This window comes from Nonomuraea sp. NPDC050478 (assembly GCF_044458265.1).
In the GTDB taxonomy this organism is placed as follows: Bacteria; Actinomycetota; Actinomycetes; order Streptosporangiales; family Streptosporangiaceae; genus Nonomuraea; species Nonomuraea ferruginea.
Genome location: NZ_JBITHT010000001.1, coordinates 1092499 through 1113055 on the forward strand (window position 1 = coordinate 1092499; position 20557 = coordinate 1113055).

General features: G+C 70.9%; 24 protein-coding genes and 1 tRNA gene. 10 read left to right on the forward strand and 15 right to left on the reverse strand.

The features are described from left to right. Window positions 1-16: 16 nt before the first annotated feature. The 6 genes from ACIBF7_RS05155 to ACIBF7_RS05180 form a co-directional block, all read right to left on the reverse strand. Window positions 17-4309 (reverse strand): HAD-IC family P-type ATPase, encoded by a 4293-nt coding sequence (locus ACIBF7_RS05155; protein ID WP_397196489.1) that lies wholly within the window; start codon window positions 4307-4309, stop codon window positions 17-19. A 30-nt stretch (window positions 4310-4339) separates the two neighbouring features. Next, entirely contained in the window at window positions 4340-4822 is a 483-nt protein-coding gene (locus tag ACIBF7_RS05160) for a hypothetical protein (protein WP_397196490.1), read from the reverse strand. A 120-nt stretch (window positions 4823-4942) separates the two neighbouring features. Further along, complete coding sequence (gene soxR / locus ACIBF7_RS05165) at window positions 4943-5422, reverse strand: redox-sensitive transcriptional activator SoxR (protein ID WP_397196491.1); 480 nt, start codon at window positions 5420-5422, stop codon at window positions 4943-4945. A gap of 10 nt (window positions 5423-5432) precedes the next feature. Beyond that, the gene (locus ACIBF7_RS05170; protein ID WP_397196492.1) at window positions 5433-6152 is read right to left on the reverse strand and encodes a metallophosphoesterase; all 720 of its coding nucleotides are present in this window, start codon (window positions 6150-6152) and stop codon (window positions 5433-5435) included. A gap of 10 nt (window positions 6153-6162) precedes the next feature. Further along, a complete protein-coding gene (locus ACIBF7_RS05175; RefSeq protein WP_397196493.1) occupies window positions 6163-6897 on the reverse strand; it encodes an ABC transporter permease in 735 nt (244 codons plus the stop codon). Further along, on the reverse strand, window positions 6894-7799 hold the full coding sequence (locus ACIBF7_RS05180) for an ABC transporter ATP-binding protein (protein WP_397196494.1): 906 nt from the start codon (window positions 7797-7799) through the stop codon (window positions 6894-6896). Before ACIBF7_RS05180 ends, ACIBF7_RS05175 begins: the two co-directional genes overlap by 4 nt. 110 nt (window positions 7800-7909) lie before the next feature. Between ACIBF7_RS05180 and ACIBF7_RS05185 the strand changes: the two genes are divergently transcribed. The 3 genes from ACIBF7_RS05185 (at window position 7910) to dnaN (ending at window position 11151) form a co-directional block, all read left to right on the forward strand. Beyond that, entirely contained in the window at window positions 7910-9340 is a 1431-nt protein-coding gene (locus tag ACIBF7_RS05185; protein ID WP_397196495.1) for a sensor histidine kinase, read from the forward strand. Next, a complete protein-coding gene (locus tag ACIBF7_RS05190) occupies window positions 9340-9990 on the forward strand; it encodes a response regulator transcription factor (protein ID WP_148035973.1) in 651 nt (216 codons plus the stop codon). Before ACIBF7_RS05185 ends, ACIBF7_RS05190 begins: the two co-directional genes overlap by 1 nt. A gap of 63 nt (window positions 9991-10053) precedes the next feature. Further along, window positions 10054-11151, forward strand: a complete 1098-nt coding sequence (dnaN, locus tag ACIBF7_RS05195) for a DNA polymerase III subunit beta (protein ID WP_271279664.1) — start codon at window positions 10054-10056, stop codon at window positions 11149-11151. On the opposite strand, the gene ACIBF7_RS05200 is transcribed toward dnaN, so the two are convergent. From ACIBF7_RS05200 to upp, 7 genes are all read right to left on the reverse strand, one after another. Continuing rightward, window positions 11134-11589 carry a MarR family winged helix-turn-helix transcriptional regulator gene (locus tag ACIBF7_RS05200; RefSeq protein ID WP_397196496.1) on the reverse strand — a complete coding sequence of 152 codons (456 nt, stop codon included), beginning with the start codon at window positions 11587-11589 and terminating at the stop codon, window positions 11134-11136. The genes dnaN and ACIBF7_RS05200 overlap by 18 nt on opposite strands. Window positions 11590-11605: 16 nt before the next feature. Continuing rightward, window positions 11606-12280, reverse strand: a complete 675-nt coding sequence (locus tag ACIBF7_RS05205) for a FadR/GntR family transcriptional regulator (protein WP_148035978.1) — start codon at window positions 12278-12280, stop codon at window positions 11606-11608. Window positions 12281-12383: 103 nt separating this feature from the next. Further along, window positions 12384-13715 (reverse strand): helix-turn-helix transcriptional regulator, encoded by a 1332-nt coding sequence (locus tag ACIBF7_RS05210; protein ID WP_219549822.1) that lies wholly within the window; start codon window positions 13713-13715, stop codon window positions 12384-12386. 96 nt (window positions 13716-13811) lie between these two features. Further along, a complete protein-coding gene (locus ACIBF7_RS05215) occupies window positions 13812-14345 on the reverse strand; it encodes a PH domain-containing protein (protein WP_148035980.1) in 534 nt (177 codons plus the stop codon). Beyond that, window positions 14342-14500, reverse strand: a complete 159-nt coding sequence (locus ACIBF7_RS05220) for a hypothetical protein (protein WP_187281558.1) — start codon at window positions 14498-14500, stop codon at window positions 14342-14344. The genes ACIBF7_RS05215 and ACIBF7_RS05220 overlap by 4 nt, the downstream gene beginning before the upstream one ends. Window positions 14501-14597: 97 nt before the next feature. After that, window positions 14598-14822 (reverse strand): three-helix bundle dimerization domain-containing protein, encoded by a 225-nt coding sequence (locus ACIBF7_RS05225; protein ID WP_148035981.1) that lies wholly within the window; start codon window positions 14820-14822, stop codon window positions 14598-14600. Window positions 14823-14952: 130 nt separating this feature from the next. Beyond that, complete coding sequence (gene upp, locus ACIBF7_RS05230) at window positions 14953-15591, reverse strand: uracil phosphoribosyltransferase (protein ID WP_219549824.1); 639 nt, start codon at window positions 15589-15591, stop codon at window positions 14953-14955. A gap of 153 nt (window positions 15592-15744) precedes the next feature. On the opposite strand from upp, the gene ACIBF7_RS05235 reads away from it, so the two are divergent. The 4 genes from ACIBF7_RS05235 (at window position 15745) to ACIBF7_RS05250 (ending at window position 17297) form a co-directional block, all read left to right on the forward strand. Continuing rightward, entirely contained in the window at window positions 15745-16254 is a 510-nt protein-coding gene (locus ACIBF7_RS05235) for a tRNA adenosine deaminase-associated protein (protein WP_148035983.1), read from the forward strand. A gap of 14 nt (window positions 16255-16268) precedes the next feature. Then, complete coding sequence (locus tag ACIBF7_RS05240; RefSeq protein ID WP_345482881.1) at window positions 16269-16745, forward strand: tRNA adenosine deaminase-associated protein; 477 nt, start codon at window positions 16269-16271, stop codon at window positions 16743-16745. Window positions 16746-16759: 14 nt separating this feature from the next. Then, window positions 16760-17197, forward strand: coding sequence for a nucleoside deaminase (locus ACIBF7_RS05245; protein ID WP_148037197.1), 438 nt, complete (start codon window positions 16760-16762; stop codon window positions 17195-17197). A 10-nt stretch (window positions 17198-17207) separates the two neighbouring features. Continuing rightward, window positions 17208-17297 (forward strand) — tRNA-Ser (locus ACIBF7_RS05250). A 98-nt stretch (window positions 17298-17395) separates the two neighbouring features. Here the strand turns inward: ACIBF7_RS05250 and ACIBF7_RS05255 are convergent. Both ACIBF7_RS05255 and ACIBF7_RS05260 read right to left on the reverse strand, forming a co-directional pair. Beyond that, window positions 17396-17692: a type II toxin-antitoxin system VapB family antitoxin gene (locus tag ACIBF7_RS05255; protein ID WP_148035985.1), complete on the reverse strand. Its 297-nt coding sequence runs from the start codon at window positions 17690-17692 to the stop codon at window positions 17396-17398. A gap of 48 nt (window positions 17693-17740) precedes the next feature. Next, complete coding sequence (locus ACIBF7_RS05260; protein WP_148035986.1) at window positions 17741-18571, reverse strand: neutral zinc metallopeptidase; 831 nt, start codon at window positions 18569-18571, stop codon at window positions 17741-17743. Between the two features lie 127 nt (window positions 18572-18698). Here ACIBF7_RS05260 and ACIBF7_RS05265 point away from each other — a divergent pair, with 127 nt between their 5' ends. The 3 genes from ACIBF7_RS05265 to ACIBF7_RS05275 all read left to right on the forward strand — a co-directional run bounded on the left by ACIBF7_RS05265 (window position 18699) and on the right by ACIBF7_RS05275 (window position 20557). Further along, window positions 18699-19298 carry a LysE family translocator gene (locus ACIBF7_RS05265; RefSeq protein WP_246640995.1) on the forward strand — a complete coding sequence of 200 codons (600 nt, stop codon included), beginning with the start codon at window positions 18699-18701 and terminating at the stop codon, window positions 19296-19298. Between the two features lie 69 nt (window positions 19299-19367). Then, window positions 19368-20069 (forward strand): DUF4097 family beta strand repeat-containing protein, encoded by a 702-nt coding sequence (locus ACIBF7_RS05270; RefSeq protein WP_271279875.1) that lies wholly within the window; start codon window positions 19368-19370, stop codon window positions 20067-20069. Between the two features lie 107 nt (window positions 20070-20176). Further along, window positions 20177-20557: a hypothetical protein gene (locus ACIBF7_RS05275; RefSeq protein ID WP_219549830.1), complete on the forward strand. Its 381-nt coding sequence runs from the start codon at window positions 20177-20179 to the stop codon at window positions 20555-20557.

Sequence of the window (20557 nt, forward strand, 5' to 3'; positions counted from 1 at the left end):
GGTGAACGATCGATGTCTATCTGATACCGAGGCTCTCGACCGCGACGGCGGCCAGCGTGGCCGCGGCCGCGCTGGTGAGCCCGATCCCCCAGCCGATGGGGCCGACCGGGCGGCAGCCGAAGACCTGGCTGAGGCCCGGCACCGACACGACCACGAAGAGGGCGGCCAGCGACGACACGGACGCCGCCACGACCAGGCGGTCCCGCCGGCCGAGCGCCAGGGTCTGCAGGAGCTGGGCGGCGACCAGGCCGATGAGCCCGACGGTGTCGGCGCGCCCGCGGGTGCCGCCCATCCTGGCCAGCAGCCACGCGGCGGCGGCCGCCGCCGCGGTCGTGACGGCGCGCAGGTAGATCTCGCGGGTGAGCGCGGTGCCGAGCGAGGCCTCCGGCCCCTCGGCCAGCAGTTTCTCCGGGCTGGCGGCGCTGGGCGGCCGCACGGCCACGGCCAGTGCGGGCAGCATGTCGGTCAGGAGGTTGACCAGCAGCAGCTGGCGGGCGTTCAGCGCGCTGCGCCGGGTCAGCAGGCTCGACCCGAGGGTGAAGGCGATCTCGCCGACGTTGCCGCCGAGCAGGATCCCCAGCGCGTCGCGTACGGACCCCCACATGGCGCGGCCCTCGACGATCGCGTCGATGATGGTCTCGATGCGGTTGTCCAGGACGACGATGTCGGCGGCCGACCGGGCGGCCGGGGTGGCCGTGGAGCCGAGCGCGACGCCCACGTCGGCGAGGCGGATGGCCGGCACGTCGTTGGCGCCGTCGCCGGTCACGGCGACGACCTTGCCGGTGTCGCGCAGGACGGTCACGATGCGTGCCTTGTGCTCCGGGGTGGTCCTGGCGAAGACGGCCACGTCGGAGAGCACCTCGCCGAGCCGCTCGTCGTCGAGCGCGTCGATCTCGGGCCCTGTCATGATCCGCCGGCCGTTGATCGCGTCCAGCTCGGCGGCGATGGCCTCGGCGGTGCTGGGGTGATCGCCGGTGATCATGATGACCCGGACGCCCGCGCCGATGAGCTGCCGGACGCTCGCCTTGGCCGTGGGCCTGATGGGGTCGGCCAGGCCGAGGTAGCCGAGGAAGCACAGCCGTTCGATGCGGGACTCGTCCAGGTCGGCGCGGCTGGAGGCGGACCGCTCGGCGACGGCGAGCACGCGGTAGCCCTGCCGGGCCAGCCGCTCCACCTCCTGTCCCAGCTCCAGCCTGATCCGGTCGTCCAGCGGGACGTGGTGGCCGTCGCGCAGGACGGTGGAGCAGCGGCCGAGCACGACCTCGGGGGCGCCCTTGACGCTGAGCAGGTGTCCGGGACCGGAGGTGCCGAGCACGGCGTGGTAGCCGCGGGCGGGCTCGAAGTGCAGTTCGTCGACGCGTTTCCAGGACTTCAGGCCCTCGTCGAGGGTGATGCCGAGCGCGTTCGCGCCTTCGATGACGGCCCGGTCGGTGGGGTGGGCGATCCTGCGGTCGTCGCCGAATTTGGGCCCCGCGCGCAGCGCCGCGCCGACGAGGGCCCGCATCTCGCCGGTCAGCTCCTCAGGCGACCTCTGGTGCCATCCGTCCGACACCCGGCCGAGGCTGATGTGGCCTTCGGTGAGGGTGCCGGTCTTGTCGAAGCAGAGCACGCCGACCCTGCCCAGCGCCTCGATCGTGGACGGGTTGCGTACCAGCGTGTTGCGCTGCGAGAGCCGCTTGGCGGAGGCGAGTTCGGCGATGGTGGCGACGAACGGCAGGCCTTCGGGCACCGCGGCCACCATCATGCTCACGGCGGGCCCGAGCGCGGTGGCCAGCGGCGAGCCGCGGAGCAGGTCGATGCCCATCAGCACCACGCCGGAGCCGACGGCGGCCGGCAGGATCCTGCGGCTCAGCTCGCGCAGCCGCAGCTCCACGCCGCTCGGTGGCGGCTCCAGGGCGGCGAGCGCGGCGGTCCGGCCGGCCTCGGTGCGTTCGCCGGTGGCGACGACCACGGCGCGGCCGCTGCCCGCCGCGACGGTGGTGCCCAGATACACCATCGAGCTGCGCTCGGCGACGGCGGGCGCAGCCGTGGGGCTGATGGTCTTGGTGACGAGCTGCGACTCGCCGGTGAGCGTGGACTCGTCGAGCTCCAGCCCCGACGCCTTGATCAACCTGGCGTCCGCCGGCACGGCGTCGCCCGCGCGCAGCTCGATCACGTCTCCCGGGACGAGGACGCCGGCGTCGCAGTCGACCGTGCCGCCGGGCCGGCGCACGCGCACGGTGACCGCGGTGATCTCGGAGAGGCGGTTGAGCGCCCGGTCGGCGCCGGTCCGCTGGGCGCCGCCCAGGAGGGCGTCGATGAGCATCACGCCGCCGATGAGCCCGGCGTCCAGGACCGAGCCGACGGCGGCCGACACGCCCGCGCCGGCGGCGAGCACCGGTGTCAGCGGGTTGGCGAGCTCCCGGACCGCCGCGCCGGCCAGGGACTCCGGCGCCTCCTCCGTCGCGGCGGGCGGGGTCCTGCGGCGGGCGGCCTCCTCCTCGGTCAGTCCCTTGCGTGAGGTGTCGAGCCGGGCGAGCACGTCGGGTATGGCCATGGCGTGCCAGGGCGTGGGGTCGGCCTGGACGGGCGGAGTGCCGCGCCCGGTGGCGCGGCCCGACCAGTAGCCGAAGACCAGCGCGACCGCCGACACGGCGTCCCGCACCCAACTGGCACGCCGGGGGGCGGACGCCTCCGGGCCGATGAACGCCAGCCCCGAGCCCGCGACCGCGCCGGAGGCGGCGAGCCACACGCCTCGGGTGCTCACCTTCCTGGCGACCGGCAGGGACCGCAGCACCAGGTGCGCCGCGTCCAGCCCGCCCACCACGTCGGCGTCCCAGGGGAAGCGCCTGGACGGTTCCAGCACGCCGATGCCCAGGTCGGCCCCGCGGAGCGCGCGCCGCGCGCGCCGCGAGACCACGGCGACGCCGTGCCCGTCAGCCTGCAGCTCGCGCACCAGCTCAGCCGGCTCTGACCCTGGGGACGGATCGACGCCGAGCCGGAGGGCGAGGCCGTCCTCGTCGCCGGCGATGATCACGGTGCCGGCGCTCCTGGCCGCGGAGACCAGCGCCTCGGCCATCGGATGCGGCTCCCTGGCCAGCCCGACCAGCGCGACCTCCGCGCCGTCCTTCGAGACGGTGACGGGGCGGATGCCCTGGTCGACCCACTCCGAGCGGGCGACGTCCAGGCCGGCGGGGGCGGCGGTCCAGCCGTCCTGCTCGCGCCGCGCGTCCGGGTCGCTGAGGTCGAGCAGCGTGTAGAGGCAGGCGTGCAGCTCGTCCAGGTCCACGTCGGGTACGAGGGGGAGCACGCTCTCGATCGCCCACCGGCCGGAGGTGAGCACGGCGGCGTCGAAGACGACGGTGTCGACGCGGTCCATGCGGGACAACGCCCGGCGGTCGAGCACCATCGCGTCGCGCCTGGCCAGAGCGGCCATGATCGCGCTGACGTAGCCGTCCCTGGCGAGCCGGCCGGCCTTGGGCGTGCCGGAGATGAGCAGGGGAAGCCCGCGCCGGTGGTCGCGGGTGAGGAACGTGGTCACGCCGTGCGCGGCCAGCGCGCCGGGGCCCGCGAGGTCGGCGTAGCGTTCGAGCGGGCCGCGGGGCAGCGGGGCTGGCCGTTCGGACTCCTCGGTCCTGATGTGCCGGTAGGAGCCGTCGTGGCCGGCGAGCGCCGTTTCGCGCCGTTCCCAGGCGCGGCGGCCGGTGTGCGCGGCGGCGTACCGGCCCGCGGCGGCGGCGGAGTCGACGAGCAGCGTCACGGGTCGCGCGGCCAGCGCGTTGGCGACGATCCTGGTCGTGCCGAGTACCGCGTCGGTGGCCGACGCGCCAAGGCGGTGCTCCAGCTCAAGGCGCACCCGGGGGATCTCGTCGGCCAGCGCGGCGAAGCTGGGCACCGCGTCGGACAGCCGGGGGACGCGGGCGACCTGGCCGGTCAGTGCGAGGGCGGCGCCGACGAGGTTGAGCCCGAGGCTCACGGCGGCCTTGGCCTGCTGCTCCACACCGTCGAGCACGCGCGCGGGGGCCGGGTCCCCGGTGTCGTGCTCCTCGATGAGCTCGATGAGCTCGTCCAGTTCTTCGCCAGGCCGGCAGTCGACGAACACGCAGCCGAGCGCCCCGTTCACCTCGGCGCGGCGCGCGCCGTGGGCCAGCAGCCGCCCTTCCAGCTCGCGGACGCGCTCCTCCGTTCCCGGCCCGCCCAGGTGGCGCAGCTCCACGCGGGTCCCGCCGGGGCACGCCCGCACCCGGCGGGGGCGCGGGACGAGGCCGCGTACCGGCTCAGGAAGGAGGTCCAGCAAGGTGTCAGCGGAGAACAGGCCGAACGCCGGCATGCCGCCCCCTGTTCTCTCGGCTGGTTCGGCCTATTTGCTCGGACGGGTGCGTTCGACCGCTTCCTTCTGCCGGGTCAAGGCGTTCTTGACCGCCGCGGCCTTGTTCTTCGCGGTGGCGGCCTCGGCCGCCTTGCTCGCCGTCTTCTGCCTCGACTCCATCTCGTTCTGCTTGGGCTTCTCGGGCTTGCGGGCCGAGGTGGGCTTGCCGTTGCCGTTCCTGCGGGCGCGCTGGGCGATGACGGTGCCCACGCCGATGGCGGCCGCCACGGGCCATTCGACGACGCCGAACACCGCGAGCGCGCCGAGCGCGCCGTAGTAGGCGACGCGCTCCGGCGGCGGCAGGATCGACTTGGCGACGTCGACCGCGTGGCCCATCTCCTGCTTGCTGATGTGCGGCATCGGGACGTGCGGCAGCTTCATGTCGGGCTTGTGGAGCTGGATGGACATCATGGGCAGGTCCAGCGTGACCTTCTTGTCCTGGGCTGTGGACGGCTGCGTCTGGGTATCAGCCATGACTCCTCCTTGGGCGCGAATGCCGGTACCTCTCGGTTTTTCTCCTCGGCCTCACCCCATAATCCGGACAGGAGGTATTTGACCTTTTTGCCGTCCCCTGCCGAATGGTCCCCGGCCGGGCTAGCGGCAGGTGCTGGGGGGACAGATCCGGGTGTCGATGCGCCGGGCGCCCGGCCCTTCGGTGCCGAGCCGGTCATGGGGGTTGGCGAGCACACAGCGGTCGAGCGAGAGGCAGCCGCAGCCGATGCAGTCGGTGAGGTCGTCGCGGAGCCGCTGGAGCTGCTCGATGCGGTCGTCGAGCTCGCCGCGCCAGGCGGCCGACAGCCGGGCCCAGTCGCCCCTGGTCGGGGTGCGGCCCTCGGGCAGCTCGGTGAGGGCGTCCTTGATGGTCTTGAGCGGGATGCCGAGGCGCTGGGAGAGCCGGATGAACGCGACCCTGCGCAGGGTGTCGCGGGTGTAGCGGCGCTGGTTGCCGGCCGTGCGCCGGCTGGAGATGAGGCCCTTGGCCTCGTAGAAGTGCAGGGCCGAGACGGCGACGCCGCTGCGTTCGGCGAGCTGGCCCACGGTCAGTTCCTTGGAGTTCCAGGCAACCTTGGTCACGACCTCGACATTACTTGAGGACGACCGGCCTGAAGTGGGTGACCAGGTTGCCGCCGTCGAACAGGTGCAGCGCGAACGCGGGTGGTAGCTCGTACGAGACAGGGAACGTGTCGGCGGTCTCCACGCTCGTCAGGCAGGTCGAGACGACGCCGGGCGCGACGACGAGCGGCAGCCCGGCGAACCGGGCCTGGACGGCGGTGTGCGCGTGCCCGGCCAGCACCGCCGTCACGTGCGGGTGGCGGGCCAGCAGGCCGGCGAGCCGCTCCGGCTCACGCAGGGCGATCCTGTCCACGTACGGAATCCCGAGCGGGACGGGCGGATGGTGCAGGCCCACGAAGGCCGGCACCCCCGGCCGCTCGGCCAGCACCTCGTCGAGCCAGGCCAGCGTCTCGTCGGCGAGGAACCCGTACGCCTCGCCCGGGACGCTGGAGTCGGCCAGCGCGAACGTCACCGCGTCGAGCCTGAGCACCTGGTTGGCCGGCCCGATCCGCTTGTCGAACTCGGGCACCGAGTCGTGGTTGCCCGGGCAGACGATCAGCGGGGTGCCGACGCGCATCAGCGCGGCGGCGGTGTCGTACTCCTCCGGCAGGGCGTGGTCGGCGATGTCGCCGGTGACCAGGATCGCGTCGAGGCCGAGGGAGTCGACATGGCGCAGGACGGCGGCGGCTCGCTCCTCGCTGGCCGGCGAGCCGCCGATGTGGATGTCGCTGATCTGTGCGAAGGCCACCATGGGAAACAAACTACTCCCACTTGAACAGGCGCACGGCGAGCCCGCTGAACAGCGCCAGTCCGCCGACCATGACGGCCAGGTGCGGCAGTTGCGGCCAGTCGCCCGCCCACGTGTCGCGCATGGCGTTGACGAACGGCCCGACCACGGAGAAGTCGCTGATCGTGCGCAGCGTGTCGGGCATGATCTCGCGCGGGATCCACATGCCGGCCACGAACAGCAGCGGGAACATCGCCACCGACCCGATGCCGGGCGCGGTCTTGCTGTTGGGCGCGACGGCGGCGATCACCAGGCCGAGCGCCAGCATCGCGGCGGCGCCGAGCAGGTACGCCAGCAGGAACCCGAAGAGCTGCCCGGGGAGCTGCGAGCCGAACACCAGCCACCCGGCGACGATCACCACCACGGCGCTGCACAGCGAGATGATCAGGTTGAGCAGGAGCTGCGCGCCGAGCAGCCGCGCCGGGTGCGTCGGCGTGGTGGACATCCGGCGCAGCACGCCCTGTTCCCGATACGTGGCCATGGCGCCGGGCAGGATGGTGAAGGCGGTCGTCAGCAGGGCGAGCAGGATCATCTGGGCCGGCAGCTGGGCGTCGACGAACCGCTGATCGCCCAGGTTCGGGTCGGGTTTCTGCAGGTCCGGGATCTGCCCCAGGACCAGCAGCAGGCCGACCGGGAGCGCCAGCGAGAGCGCGACGCCGAGCCAGTCACGCGCCAGCAGCTTGGTCTCGACGAGCAGGATCTTCTTCATGCCAGCTTCCTTCCGGTGAGTGCGAGGAACGCGTCGTCCAGGGTGGCCTGCTCGATCCGCAGGTCGTTGGGGACGATCCGCTGCTCGGCGAGCGCGAGCGTGACGGCGGGGGCGAGGTTGCCGATGCCGGTGACGACCACCTGGTCGCCCGTGCGGCTGATCTCCTTGACCTCGGGCAGCGACGTCAGCGCCGAGTCGGCCACGGGCGCGGACGGCCTGAACCGCACCTTCTGCTCCCCGCCGACCCGGGCGACGAGCCCGGCGGGCGAGTCGATAGCGGCGACGCGGCCGGAGTCGATGAGCGCGATCCGGTCGCAGAGCCGCTCGGCCTCCTCCATGAAGTGGGTGACGAGCACGATCGTCACGCCGGAGTCGCGCACCTGCTCGACCAGTTCCCAGGTGTCGCGGCGGGCCTGCGGGTCGAGCCCGGTCGTCAGCTCGTCGAGCACCGCGATGCGCGGCTTGCCGACGAGCGCGAGCGCGACGGACAGCCGCTGGCGCTGCCCGCCGGACAGCTTGCCGAACATGGCGTCGCGCTTGGCGCCCAGGCCGACCCGCTCCAGCAGCTCCGGCCAGTCGGCCGGGTCCTGGTAGAAGGACGCGTACAGGTCGAGCGCCTCCCACACCTTGATCTTCTCGGGGAGCGCGGAGCTCTGCAGCTGCACGCCCAGCACGCGCCGGAGCCCGTCCCTGTCCTGGACGGGGTCGATGCCGGCCACGCGCAGGGTGCCGCCGTCGGGCACGCGCAGGCCCGACACGCACTCCACGGTGGTGGTCTTGCCCGCGCCGTTCGGGCCGAGGATGCCGAAGATCTCACCGGCCCGGACCTCGAACGACACGTCTTCCACCGCCACGTGGTCCTTGTAGCGCTTGTGGAGGTTCTTGACCTCGATGACGTTCATGTCTACGACGCTAGGGACGCCGGTTCTGCGGGGGAATCGAGCTGATTGCCGGGCATAGGTGTACTTAGGTGCAGTGTGCGCATCCCGCTCCATCGCGCACACTGGTTGTCATGGTGCGGAAGATCGGTCACGTCCTCGCGCTGCTCGCGCTCGTCGTCGTCCAGCTCCTGACGCTGGTGTCGACGTTCCTGTGCCTGGTCCTCTGCTTCGGCCTGGGCATGGTGTTCCTGTTCCCGCCGCAGGTGCGGTTGATCAGATGGGTGACCGGGATGGCGCGCTATCTGGTGCGTTCCTCGTCCGGGATCGTGATCGAGCCGCCGTACCTGCCGAAGCCGCCGCCTCCGCAGCGGCAGCCCGACGGGCTCTACCGGTCGCACCGCACGCTCTACAAGACGCCCCGGATGCCGGCCTGGAACGACCGCTGGAAGTGGATGCTCACCGACCCGGCGACCTGGCGCGACGGGTTCTGGCTGCTGCTCGACCCGGGCGTCAAGATGGTGCTGCTGCCGCTGCTGATCCTGCTGCCGGGCCGAGGGCTGCGCGTGTACGGGCTCTGGTGCGAGCTGCTGCTGGCCGCGACCGCGTCCAGCCGGATGGCCGGCCAGCTCAGCAGTCTCAACCGGGCACGCAACCTCGCCGTCGACACGCAGGCCGCCGAGATGCGCAGGATCGAGCGTGACCTGCACGACGGCACGCAGGCCAGACTGGTGGCGCTCGGCATGACGATCGGGGCCGCCGAGCAGCTCATGGAGTCCGACCCGAAGGCGGCCAGGGCACTGATGGCCAAGGCCAGGGAGGCGTCGGCGGAGACGCTCACCGAGCTGCGCCGGGTGATCCGCGGCATCCACCCGCCGGTGCTGGCCGAGCGCGGCCTCGGCGACGCGGTGCGGGCGCTGGCGATGGACAGCGCCCTGAAGGTGTCGGTCCAGGTGGAGCTGGCGCACCGGCCCGAGGCGCCGGTCGAGGCGGCGGCGTACTTCGCGGTCAGCGAGCTGCTGTCCAACGCCGCCCGGCACGGCGGGGCCGAGTCGGTGGAGATCGACATCAGCACCAGCGGAGCCAACCTGCGCATCACGGTCACCGACGACGGCTGGGGCGGCGCCGACCCGTCCAAGGGCAGCGGCCTGACCGGGATCGAGCGCCGGCTGGCGGCCTTCGACGGCGTGATGGTGATCCACAGCCCGGCGGGCGGGCCGACGACGGTGACCCTGGAGCTGCCGAAGGTGCTGCCCCAGCACTGGGCCGGAGACGTGGCCAAGTTGCCTCGCTGGAAGATGGCCACCGTGATCGCTCTGTACGGGACGGCCTGGTGCCCGCTGTTCCCACAGGGCGTCGTGGCCGGCATCTTCAAACTGGTCGGCTTCGACGAGAAGGCCTGGTTCCTCGCGCTGCACCTGCCCGATGCGTGGCAGTGGCCCTGCATCGCGTTCATGATCCTGCTCGGCACGGCCATGTACGCGACCGCGGTCGCCATCCCGGCCCACCACAAGGACCACCCCTTGGCGCCCCGCAACCCGCTTGAGGGCGTAGGGTTCTGCTGATGAACAGGGTGCTCGTCGCCGAAGACCTTTACCTGCTCAGAGACGGGCTGGTCCACCTGCTGCAGGCTCACGGGTTCGACGTGGTCGCCGCCGTGGAGAGCGGCCCCGAGCTGCTGAAGGGCCTGCTGGAGCTCCGTCCCGACGTGTCGGTGGTGGACGTGCGGCTGCCGCCGACGCTCACCGACGAGGGGCTCCAGGCGTCGCTGGAGGCGCGCAAGAAGGTGCCGGGGCTGCCGATCCTGGTGCTGTCGCAGCACGTCGAGCAGCTCTACGCGCGCGAGCTGCTGGCCGACGGCTCGGGCGGCATCGGCTACCTGCTGAAGGACCGGGTGTTCAACGCCGAGCAGTTCATCGACGCGGTGCGCCGGGTCGCGGCGGGCGGCACCGCGATGGACCCCGAGGTCATCTCCAAGCTGCTGGCCAGCAACGCCAAGAACGAGCCGCTGGCCGCGCTCACCCCGCGCGAGCGCGAGGTGCTGGAGCAGATGGCCGAGGGCCGCTCCAACGCCGCCATCTCCCAGCGGCTCTACCTGAGCGAGAGCGCCGTGGCCAAGCACACGGCGGGCATCTTCGGCAAGCTCGGCCTGGCCCCGTCCGACGACGACAACCGCCGGGTGCTGGCGGTCCTCGCCTACCTCAACAACCGCTAGGCGGGCTTTGTCGGTGGCCTCGGATACCTTCTAAGGGCATGCCGAGAAGAAAGGGTCGATCAGGTGAAGATCCGGGTTAACCGTGACGTGCTGGCCGACGCCGTCGCCTGGGCCGCCAGGGTTCTGCCCAGCCGCCCGGTGACCCCCGTGCTGTCCGGCCTGCTGCTGGAGGCGGGCGAGGAGCTGAGCCTGTCCGCGTTCGACTACGACGTCTCGGCCAGGGCCGCCGTCGACGCCGACGTGGCGGAGTCCGGCCGCGTGCTGATCCCCGGCCGGCTGCTCGCCGAGATCAGCCGGAGCCTGCCCGAAGACGACGTGGAGATCCTCACCGAGGGCCAGGAGGCGGTGCTGACCTGCGGCAGCGCCGAGTTCGGCCTGATCACCATGCCGGTCGAAGACTTCCCGACCATGCCGACGATGCCGCCCGCCATCGGCGCCATCGGCGGTGGCGTGTTCGCCTCCGCCGTCGGCCAGGTGGCGCCCTCGGCGAGCCGCGACGACACGCTGCCCATGCTCACCGGCATCCGGGTCGACGTGGAGGGCGAGTCGGTGACGATGGCCGCCACCGACCGCTACCGCATCGCCGCCCGCGAGTTCGGCTGGCGCCCTGTCAGCCCCGACGCCGCGGTCTCCGCCATGGTGCCCGCCCGGGTGCTGGTGGAGGTGGCCAGGTCGCTGCGCGGCGGCGAGGTGCAGGTCGCGCTCGGCGACGGGGTGGCCGGGTTCGAGAGCGTGGGCCGCAGCACCACCGTGCGGCTGCTCGACGAGCAGTTCATCGACTACCGGGGCAGGCTGACCTCGCAGTGGTCGATCAGGGCCGACGTGCGGGTGGCGCCGTTCGTGGCGGCCATCAAGCGGGTGGCGCTGGTGGCCGAGCGCAACACCGCGATCCGGCTGTCGTTCAGCCAGGGCCAGGTGCTCATCCAGGCGGGCGGCGGCGACATCGGCCGCGGCGCCGAGGTGGTGGACTGCGAGCTGCGCGGCGACGACATCCAGATCGCGTTCCAGTCGCAGTTCCTGCTCGACGGGCTCACCGGCATCGAGACCGAGCTGGCCCGCATCAACATGGAGTCCACGACCCGGCCGGCCCTCATCCAGGACGTGCCCGGCGACGCCGGCCCCGACTTCCGCTATCTCGTGATGTCACTCCGCCTGACCTGACTGGCGCTCGGCGACCAGCCTGAAGACCCGCTTGAACGTCGCGTAGTCGGCCGCGCCCGCCGCCTCGGCGTGCCGCTCCTCGATGGCGGCCAGGATCTCCTCCGAACGCGCCATCTGGTCCAGGCCCCTGCCGGTCGGCACGATGAGCTTCGCCCGCCGGTCGGCCGGGTCGGGCCGCCGCTCCACGTAACCGAGCTCCTCCAGCTCGTCCACGAGCGTGCCGATGACCTGTTTGTGCTGCCCCGAGCGGGCGGCGAGGTCGGTGGCCCGGCTGCCCTCCTCGTCCAGGTACGCGAGCACGGCGCCGTGGCGCGGCCGCAGCCGCGGGTGCCCCTGCTCGGCCAGCGCCGCGAACAACTCCTTCTGCAGGCTGAAGAGGGTGCGGCCGCTCAGCATGCCCAGATCGGGGTCGGCTTTCTTACGCTGGCTCCGGCGCATGACCCTCCCTGCCAGGTCAGCCCTCGGTGAGCGCGATGAGGATGTGTTCCATGCACGCGTGTCCGGCGCGCTCGGCGGCGGACGCGTCGCCGGCGGCGATGGCGCGGGCGATCGCGTCATGCGGGATGTAGGTCTTGTTGAGCGACGTGCCGGCCGCGGTGATGCTGGCCCGCAGCGCCGCGGAGAAGTCTTCGTACAGGTCGATGAGCACCCGGTTGTGCGTGGCGTAGGCGACGGCCATGTGGAAGGCCAGGTCGGTCTCCACGAACCGGGCGGGGTCGTCCTGCTCCCAGGCGTGGTCGCGCTCGGCCAGCGCCGCCTCGATGAGCGCGATGTCCTCGTCGGTGCGGCGGGTGGCGGCCAGCCGGGCGGCCTCGACCTCCAGCGCGCGGCGGACCTCGAAGATCTCCAGCTGCTCGGCCTGACGCAGGCGCCTGAGCATGGCCCCCGAGAGCTCGCTCGTGGCGCGCACGTAGGTGCCGTCGCCCTGGCGGCACTCCAGCAGGCCGGCATGGGTGAGCGCGCGCACGGCCTCCCGAACGGTGTTGCGCCCGACACCGAGCTGCTCGGCGAGCACGGTCTCCGTCGGGATCTTGCCGTTCATCTGCCACGACCCTGTGGTGATCTGCTCCTTGAGCTGATCGATCACCTGGTCGACGAGCGAAGCCCGCTGCGCCGTACGCAGACTCACAGTCCGCCTCCTCTGGGGAAACCAATCATCCTATGAGTCAATGACTGGAACCCCAGTGTATTCCAGACCCGGGAATGCCCGAGTCTGGAACCCCCCTCGGCGGTCAGCGGGCGATCGTCGTGTCGACGGTCAGCCCCGCCATCATCGAGCGCACCCCGGCGGCTTCCAGGGCCTTACGGTAGGCGGCCGTCTGTTCGGCCCGGTCGCCGACCTGGCCGAACAGGTCGCCCAGCTCACGCCAGCACCGGGCGGAGACCCGGTCGGCGCCGTACGGCTGGCGGCCTGCTCCGTCGAGGACGACGCGGGCGGCGGTGAGGTGGTCGGCCGGGTCGGCCTGGCGCCTGACGGCCACCGTGGCGCTCACCAGGTGTGCCTCGGCCACGGCGCTGCCGCCGCCGAGCAGCCCCAGCGCCTCTGCGGCGAGCTCGGCCGCGCGGTCCGGATCGGCCGCGCGCAGCATGACCCGGGCCAGCACGATGAGGGCCTCGCCCCGTTCGTGACCGAGGCCCGCCGACGCGAACGTGCGGGCGGCCGCGGCGGCGAACCGCTCCGCCTCGTCCGCCGGAGCCCACTCCAGCCGCGCCCAGTGCATGCCCAGGCGAGCCAGCTGAAGCGCGATCCGGCCGTCGCGACCTGCGCTGATGGCGTCGTCGGCCAGGCGCACCGCCAGCGCGGAGTCCTCACCCGCGGCCGCCTCGCCGCTCGCCCGCCAGAGAGCGCGGACCTCTCCGGAACGGTCCATAACATCAGACAAGCCAGCGACGTCGAGCACCTTCTTGACGTAGACGAGCTCGGGGGAGTCGCCTTCGCGGCCGGCGTGCGCCACCAGCGCGCAGGCCAGGTCGACGGCGAGCTCGCCCTGCACGATCGACATCCGCTCGGCCTGCTCCAGCGCCTTCGACGCCAGGTCGCGGGCCCGCAGCCGGTCGCCGGCCCGCTGGTAGCAGCGGCTGAGCGCGACCGTGATCGGCAGGTCGGCCAGCCGCTCAGGGTGGGCCGAGGCCTCCCTGCGCAGCCGCTCGAAGGCCTCGACGGCCTGCCCGAGCCTGCCCTGGGCCTCCAGCGCGCGAGCCCTGCCGAAGCGGGCCTGCGCCGTCAGCATGGCGTTCTCCTCGTCGGCGGCCTTGACGATCTCCGTGAATCGGTCGGCCGCTACGGCGGGATCACCGTGGTGCAGCTCCAGCTCCGCATGACGCAGGCCGAGCTCGGTGTCGATGCGCTGGCGGGGCTCTATGCCATGGAGGAGGAACTCGGTGGTGCAGCCGAGTCTCTCGGCCAGAAGCCGGGCGACGACGGGAGTCGGCGTGCGCTTGCCCGACTCAATGAGCGAGACGTAACTGTCCGACAGGTCGGGTCCGGCCAGCTGGGCCTGCGACATCCGCCTGTTAAGCCGCAATCCTCGGACGCGGTCACCGATGGTTCCCTGACTCGGCATCTCATCTCTCAAGGCGGGGAAGGGTCAACACCCCGCAATGATTGCATGAAGTAGCCGAATGGGGTATACCCGCGTGAAGAATTCTCTACCTGGAGATTAATCGTCTCCGTCGTCCTTGCCCGGGAAAAGCATCGAGCAGACCTCCAGGTACAGGGTCTCCGGATACGGAATGTACTCCACGGTGGAGAGTGCCTGGTCCTGGCCGGCGGACTCCAGGATGAACTCACCGTAGCCGAGCATGCGCCCCAGCAGAGATCGCTGGAAGCTCATGTCGGTGACCTTTCCCAGCGGCATCATCGCGACCTTGCGCGTGATCAGCCCGGTGGTCAAGAGCATCCGTTTGGAAGTCACGACGAAGTAGTCAACCGACCACTCAGCCACTTTCCAGACAAAACGGATCAACAACAGCAGCCACAGCCACCAGACGACCACCAGGGCCGTGCCGGCGCTGCCCTCGCCGCTGAAGAACCGGCTGAGGAGTCCGGCGACGATCAGGCCCCCGAAGACCTCGGCGACGGGGCGGAGCAGCACGGCGGGGTGGCGCCGCACCATGATGACTTGTTGCTCGTGGGGGAGAAGGTAGCGGTTGACCGACGACGGAGCAGAGTCCCCGTGGGTCACAAGTCTCATGCGAGGTTGTTCACGAATTGGGCCAGCGAATCGGCCGCGGTGAACACGGTGTCGAACGCCCCTCTGACCGCGTCAGCGGCGTCAGCGGGCCGTGCGAACAGGTAGTAGGCGACAAAACCGATGCCGCCGTATGTGAGGACCTTTTTGACCTGCACTGTCGCCTCCGAACCGACTTACCCACTCCACCCGTCTCATACATTACCCACCCCCATGCCGGGGTAAAGGTGACTCGACGGTTTGGTTCCGATCTTGTTAGCCACGGTCGCTGGCCACGAGGGCGAGCACGTGGAGATGCTTGCGAGCGATCCGCTCCACAAGGTTGGGGTGGGCGAACCCGGTGACCTCCAGCGCGCCGTAATGTGCCGCCTCGACACATCTCGTCACGGTGGCCGCGGAGTGGACGCCGGCGAACTCGTCGCACAGCGCCGCCTCGACCTCCGCGTACGGGCTCGGCTCCGACTCGGTGTGACCGTTCACGAGCACACTCCGGAGCTCGGACAAACGCACATGGTGATCCCCCACACCCCAGTGTCTTTCATGGCTCTACGTACCCATGCAATCACAGTATGTAACGAAGTGGCCACCCTGGGTGGGGGATTGGCGCAGGTCAGACCACGCCGTAGAGCCTGTCGCCGGCGTCGCCGAGACCCGGCACGATGTAGCCGTACTCGTTGAGCCGCTCGTCCAGCGCCGCGGTGACGACCCGGATCGGCTTGCCGGAGTTGGCGAACACCTTGTCCATGTAGGCCAGGCCCTCCGGCGCGGCCAGCAGGCAGATGGCCGTCACGTCCACCGCGCCCCGGTCGAACAGGAACTTGATCGCCGCCGCGAGCGTGCCGCCCGTGGCCAGCATCGGGTCGACCACGTAGCACTGCCGGCCCGACAGGTCGTCAGGGAGCCGGGTGGCGTACGTCTCCGCCTGGAGCGTCTCCTCGTCGCGGATCATGCCGAGGAAGCCGACCTCGGCGGTGGGCAGCAGCCGGGTCATGCCGTCGAGCATGCCCAGCCCGGCCCGCAGGATCGGGACCACCAGCGGGTGGGGCTTGGCCATCCGCAGGCCGCGCGCGGGGGACACGGGGGTCTGCACCGTCACCTCGGTCACGCGGACGTCGCGGGTCGCCTCGTACGCCAGCAACGTCACCAGCTCGTCCGCCAGCCTGCGGAAGGTGGGGGAGTCGGTGCGGACATCGCGCAGCGCGGTGAGCTTGTGGGCCACGAGCGGATGATCGACGACGAGGGTTTCCATAAGGGACAACGCTATCTTGTGTGTTACGTACCGGCACGTCCCGGTCTTGGTTTTGATCACAATTTGGTCGGAGCGGCCCACGACGGGCAGCCTGGTCTGGAACGATTGGAAACCTGTGAAGACTCTGGTGTCAGGGTCGGGTGGGGGATCGCGATGACAGACGAAGAGGCACTCGATTTCGCCATCGTGGTCTATCGAGAGGACGAGCGCTGGGACGCCGAGCTGCTCCCCGTGGCGCTCACGTCCGATCTGCAGGGGCTCGTCAAGGCGCTCCGCCAGCAGCCGAGCGAGAGCGGCACGATTGGCCTCGTGGCCGTGGGGGATGAGTTCTTCGTGGCGCTGCGGGTCCTGGGTGAGCGGGTCGATGTCTTCCTTTCCGACATCGCCGCCTCGTGGGACTTCCCGCTGGCCAGGCAGGTGCTCGACTACCTCGACGTGCCGGTGCCCGACGAGCAGGAGCTCGACGAGATCCTCCAGGACGAGGACACCGCGCTCCCGGCCGGCGACCTGTCGATCTTCGCGGACCTCGGGCTGGACGAGATGGAGCTCGGCATCCTCTCCGGCGACGTCGACCTGCTGCCGGACGAGGTCCTGTCCAGCATCGCGGCGCGGCTCGGGTTCTCCGAGCCGTTCGAGCGTGCCATCGAATCGGTCTTCGACTGACCCCTGGAGCGCACATGGCGGCGAACACCTTCTCTGCGGCCTTCGTCAGGACCTCCGACGGCTGGAGCGGCGCCGAGGTCGACCTGTCCGCCACCGAGATCGTCGACGACTTCGGCGACGCCGTGACGGAGGCGCTCGGGCTGGTCGGCGACGAGCTGGCCCTGCTCTGCGTCGAGGTCGAGGACGAATGGTTCGCGATCGTGCGCTACCGCGGCGACGAGGAGCCGCGGGTGTTCCTCTCCGACGCTCACGCGATCATGTCCGACCACCTGGGTGAGCTGTTCGCCGAGTTCGCCGGCGTGGCGCCCGACAAGGAGGGCAACGAGCTGGGAGTGCGCCCGGCCGGCGACTTCGAGCTGCTGAGCGACCTCGGCATCAGCTCAGAGGAGCTGCTCGAACTCAGCATGGAAGAGAACATGCTCCCGGCCGACATCGTCTCGGTGCTGGCCGAGCGGCTGTCGTTCGCCGACGAGCTCGACCGCCTGCGGTGACCTGGACCGCCGCGATGCGGCAGGCGCTCGCCGAGGCGGCCGCCGCCGGCGAGCGCGGCGAGGTGCCCGTCGGCGCGGTGGTGCTCGGCCCTTCGGGCGAGGTGCTCGCCGCCGCGGGCAACGACCGCGAGTCCGCCGCCGACCCCACCGGCCACGCCGAGGTCCTCGCGCTCCGCGCCGCCGCCCGCCGCAGGGGCGCCTGGCGGCTCGACGGCTGCACGCTCGTCGTCACGCTGGAGCCCTGCACGATGTGCGCGGGAGCCGCCGTCCTGGCGCGCGTCGACAGGATCGTGTACGGAGCCGTCGACGAGAAGGGCGGGGCCGTGGGCTCGCTCTGGGACGTCGTCCGCGACCGCAGGCTCAACCACCGGCCCGAGGTCGTCATGGGCGTGCTGGCCGAGGAGTCCGCGGCCGTCCTCAAGAAGTTCTTCGGCACTCGCCGGATCCGGTAAGCTCGTCGGCGGTGGTGTCGCCTAGTGGCCGAGGGCGCACGCCTCGAAAGCGTGTGATGGGGCAACTCATCCGTGGGTTCAAATCCCACCACCACCGCCACCCGAAGGGGCCTCCGCGTCGAGCGGGGGCCCCTTCGCCTTTCAGCCGCGCGAAATGACCGGGCCGCCGCGGCCCGGAAGAAAAGAGCGCGCTTTCCCCTAGCTGTGAAGTTCGAGAACCCTGGCGTGCAGGATGGACCGCTGGTGCAGGGCCGCGCGCAACGCCCGGTGCAGGCCGTCTTCCAGATAGAGCTCGCCCTGCCACTGCACGACGTGCGGAAAGAGATCACCGTAGAACGTGGAATCGGCGGCGAGCAGCGAGTGCAGGTCGAGCATGGCCTTGGTGGTGATCAGCGAATCGAGCCGGACCTGCCGCGGTGGTATCTGGGCCCAATCGCGGTTGGACAATCCGTGTTCGGGATAAGGGCGTCCGTCGCCGACCATCTTGAAGATCACCCCCCCGATTTTAGGCCGGATTTCGCACGCTCGTGTTCTCCGCACTCCTCACATCAGCTCGGCGCCCTCGCATCGGCCCGGATTTCCGGTGTCGTAACCGCGCTGGAACGCCGCCGTCCGCTGTTTCGAACTGCCGTGGGTGAACGACTCGGGATCGACCCGGCCGCCGCTGCGCTGCTGGATCCGGTCGTCGCCGACCGCGGCCGCCGCGTCGAGCGCCTCGGCGATCTCCGCCGCGGTGAACTCGGCGGCGTAGAAGCCGCCCTCGTACGCTTTTTTCGCCCACACCCCGGCGTAGCAGTCGGCCTGCAGCTCGACGGCCACCGAGCTGCCGGAGTCGAGGGCGCCGAGCAGGTTCTGCACGTGGTGACCGTACTCATGGGCGATCACGTACGCCTGCGCGAACGGGCCGCCCTTGGCCCCGAACCGGGTCTCCAGGTCGTCGAAGAAGGTCAGATCGAGATACACCCGCTGGTCGCCGGGGCAGTAGAACGGGCCGACGGAGGAGTCGGCGGCGCCGCAGGCGGTGCGCACGCCACCGGAGTACAGGACGGTCTTGGCCAGGCGGTACTCCGGGAGCTCGGTCTTCCAGTAGTCCTGGATGCTGTTGACCACGCCGACGACCTGGCACTTCCCGGCCTGGTCGGCGTCCTTGCCGGTGCGGCACTCCTCGGCCAGGTTGGCGGGCGGCTGCCCCTGACCGGGCTCGGTGTCCACGCCGCCCACATTGTTGAGCACGAAGACCAGGACGAGCGCGATCAGGCTGACGATCCCGCCGCCGCCGACGACCATGCCGCCGGGGAACCGGCCGCCGCCGCCCCCGCCGCCGCGGTCCTCCACCTGTGAGGGGTCTAGATTGACGTCGTCCCTGAAGTCCATTGCCCGGTGTCCCTTCCGTGGGGGTGGATCACTGCTTCCCCCTGGGCAGATGGTCATCCCTATGTTGTTCCGTTAGTCTTCCCCTATGACGGGCGGAATAGTAGGGATTGCACTGGTCTCCCTGGGCATGGTCCTCACCCCGGGGCCGAACATGATCTACCTGGTCTCCCGGTCGATCACCCAGGGCCGGCGGGCGGGCCTCATCTCCCTGGTCGGCGTCTTCCTCGGGTTCAGCGTCTACCTGACCGCCACCTGTCTCGGCCTGACGGCGATCTTCGCGTACGTCCCCGCCGCCTACACCGCGCTCAAGCTGGCGGGCGCCGCCTACCTGCTCTACCTCGCCTGGAGCGCCATCAAGCCCGGCGGCACCTCCGCCTTCGAGCCCCGCGAGCTCCCGGTCGAGCCGGCCCGCCGGCTCTTCGCCATGGGCCTGTTCACCTGCCTGCTCAACCCCAAGATCGCCATTCTGTACATGTCGCTGCTGCCGCAGTTCATCGACCCCTCGATGGGCCACATCATGCTGCAGAGCCTCGTGCTCGGCTCCGCCCAGATCGCCGTCGGCACGCTGGTGAACGGGCTCATCGTCATCTCGGCCGGCGGCCTGGCCGCCTTCCTCGCCCGCCGCCCGGTCTGGGTAAGGGTCCAGCGCTACTTCATGGGCACCGTGCTCGGCGGCATGGCCGTCCATCTGGCGACCGACCGGTCCAGAGCCCTGACGACCGCCTAGCCGGATTCAGGGGAAGTCTCAGGGAGTCACCTGAGGTCCCCCGGACCCTGACCCACGACACTTGAGCCCATGGACGTCAGGCGAACAGCGATGATCGCCGGCCTGCTCGGGCTGGCGGCGGTGACGGCGGGCTGCGGCATCGGCGGTCCCGAGAACACGGAAACCGCCTCCTACGACGTCACCGGCACGGTGACCGCGCTCGACGTCGGGGCCGACGGGGGCGCCATCGAGGTGATCGAGTCCGACAGGCAGGGCGTGCACGTCACCGAGACGCTCACCTGGACCGGCGACCGGCCTCCCCAGCCCACCCACGAGGTCAAGGGCGGCACGCTCGTGCTCGCCTACACCTGCCCGACCGGCTGGGGAGGCATGCTCCACTGCGACGTCGGCTACAAGGTCGAGATCCCCCGCGGGCTGCGCGTCAAGGCCGGCACCGACTCGGGCGCCGTGACGCTGCGCGGGCTGTCCGGCGAGGTCGAGACGAACTCCGACTCCGGCCGGATCGAGGCCACCGACCTGACCGGCAAGCAGGTCGTCGCCGGGACCGACTCGGGCGGCATCTCCCTGTCCTTCGCCGCGGCGCCGGACAAGGTCGAGACCAACTCGGACTCCGGCTCCAGCGTCGTACGCGTGCCGGAGGGCCCGTACGACATCACCGCCACCACCGACTCGGGCCGCAGGCGCGTCGACGCCGCGCACGACGGCGCCGCCCCGCGCAAGATCACCCTGCGTAGCGATTCCGGCGCCCTCGAAGTCCTGCCCGCGCGATAGCGCACAAACGGAAACTGAGAAGTCATCCACGAGTAACACATGAGGTGAAGGCTGGCCGCTGATTGCCATCTGAGGAGGCGACCACCTTGGATATCGACCATTCCAGTATGGAGAGCAGCGGCAAGGCGATCCACGGCGAGGATGGTGATTTCGCCCGCAAGATCAGCCGGCTCCACGCCGAACTGGAGCCGCTCATTCCCTACTTCGGAAACCCGGCGAGCGACGAGGCCGCGCGGATCTTCCGCAGGGGCGCCGACGGTCACCCCGGTTTCGACAGCGCCTACGAGGACCTGAGCACCGCCGTGGACAACCTCGGCAAGGCGTACCGGGACATCGGGTCCGCCGTCGTGGCCATGAGCAAGAACGTCAAGGCGGCCGACTGGGCGAGCATGGTCGACCGGAACGCGTCCGTGCGCGACCTGGTCGCCTTCGCCGAGCGCGAGAACGACGAGGTCAGCGTGCCCACCACCCCGGTGGAGAGGGCCTGA

Bases quoted from the DNA above. Each gene is read 5' to 3' on its own strand.
- ACIBF7_RS05155 (WP_397196489.1), bottom strand. From the start codon at position 4,309: ATGCCGGCGTTCGGCCTGTTCTCCGCTGACACCTTGCTGGACCTCCTT.
- ACIBF7_RS05160 (WP_397196490.1), bottom strand. From the start codon at position 4,822: ATGGCTGATACCCAGACGCAGCCGTCCACAGCCCAGGACAAGAAGGTC.
- ACIBF7_RS05170 (WP_397196492.1), bottom strand. From the start codon at position 6,152: ATGGTGGCCTTCGCACAGATCAGCGACATCCACATCGGCGGCTCGCCG.
- ACIBF7_RS05175 (WP_397196493.1), bottom strand. From the start codon at position 6,897: ATGAAGAAGATCCTGCTCGTCGAGACCAAGCTGCTGGCGCGTGACTGG.
- ACIBF7_RS05180 (WP_397196494.1), bottom strand. From the start codon at position 7,799: ATGAACGTCATCGAGGTCAAGAACCTCCACAAGCGCTACAAGGACCAC.
- ACIBF7_RS05185 (WP_397196495.1), top strand. From the start codon at position 7,910: ATGGTGCGGAAGATCGGTCACGTCCTCGCGCTGCTCGCGCTCGTCGTC.
- ACIBF7_RS05190 (WP_148035973.1), top strand. From the start codon at position 9,340: ATGAACAGGGTGCTCGTCGCCGAAGACCTTTACCTGCTCAGAGACGGG.
- ACIBF7_RS05200 (WP_397196496.1), bottom strand. From the start codon at position 11,589: ATGCGCCGGAGCCAGCGTAAGAAAGCCGACCCCGATCTGGGCATGCTG.
- ACIBF7_RS05210 (WP_219549822.1), bottom strand. From the start codon at position 13,715: ATGCCGAGTCAGGGAACCATCGGTGACCGCGTCCGAGGATTGCGGCTT.
- ACIBF7_RS05215 (WP_148035980.1), bottom strand. From the start codon at position 14,345: ATGAGACTTGTGACCCACGGGGACTCTGCTCCGTCGTCGGTCAACCGC.
- upp (WP_219549824.1), bottom strand. From the start codon at position 15,591: ATGGAAACCCTCGTCGTCGATCATCCGCTCGTGGCCCACAAGCTCACC.
- ACIBF7_RS05235 (WP_148035983.1), top strand. From the start codon at position 15,745: ATGACAGACGAAGAGGCACTCGATTTCGCCATCGTGGTCTATCGAGAG.
- ACIBF7_RS05240 (WP_345482881.1), top strand. From the start codon at position 16,269: ATGGCGGCGAACACCTTCTCTGCGGCCTTCGTCAGGACCTCCGACGGC.
- ACIBF7_RS05245 (WP_148037197.1), top strand. From the start codon at position 16,760: ATGCGGCAGGCGCTCGCCGAGGCGGCCGCCGCCGGCGAGCGCGGCGAG.
- ACIBF7_RS05260 (WP_148035986.1), bottom strand. From the start codon at position 18,571: ATGGACTTCAGGGACGACGTCAATCTAGACCCCTCACAGGTGGAGGAC.
- ACIBF7_RS05265 (WP_246640995.1), top strand. From the start codon at position 18,699: ATGGTCCTCACCCCGGGGCCGAACATGATCTACCTGGTCTCCCGGTCG.
- ACIBF7_RS05270 (WP_271279875.1), top strand. From the start codon at position 19,368: ATGGACGTCAGGCGAACAGCGATGATCGCCGGCCTGCTCGGGCTGGCG.
- ACIBF7_RS05275 (WP_219549830.1), top strand. From the start codon at position 20,177: ATGGAGAGCAGCGGCAAGGCGATCCACGGCGAGGATGGTGATTTCGCC.